The following is a 559-nucleotide window of genomic DNA, read 5'->3' on the forward strand; positions in this document are numbered from 1 at the left end:
AACGATGGGGCAGCACCGCCGTTCGGTTTCGCACCGGCGACACCGCTGCCAATCGTCGCGCTACATTCTGCACAGGTAGTCGTATAGAAACGCTTCGAGGATCTGATGAAACCAGTTCGTGCGTCCATTTCGACGAACTCGATGTCGTCAATCGTTTCGAGGGCCGTCTTGCATTCAGGGCAGTGGACCATTCACACGACACTTTTGCAGGAGCCAAAAAATAACTGTGGGTTGATATAAACTGGGTGGGGGAGAACGGCAGTTACGAATCACTACAGCCATTCCGCAATCGTAATTCATTGGTACCCGGTCAGCATACGCCACGTGTGAACCGACAGCCGACATCCGGCGAGCGTTTGTTTTCGGGCTACTCCGGCCGGATGTTGCTCACCGTCTCGCTCGCGTGGGCAGTGCTACAAGCGGGGCGGTTCCTGCTGTCGCCCCTTCTCCCCACGATTATCGAAGCGCCCCAGATAACCAACCCGACCGCCGGCATCGCACTTGCGCTCTTTTCGGGCATCCACGCCATCACGCCGGATCCCAGCGGGGGATACTCGGG

The 559-nt window shown here is 57.8% G+C and carries 2 pseudogenes; one reads left to right on the plus strand and one right to left on the minus strand.

What is annotated here, in order from left to right:
* Positions 1-191: pseudogene (locus QT222_RS01800) on the minus strand (hypothetical protein); the annotation flags it as partial.
* Between the two features lie 135 nt (positions 192-326).
* Here QT222_RS01800 and QT222_RS01805 point away from each other — a divergent pair.
* Positions 327-559: pseudogene (locus QT222_RS01805) on the plus strand (MFS transporter); the annotation flags it as partial.

The organism is Haloferax sp. s1 (assembly GCF_058382125.1).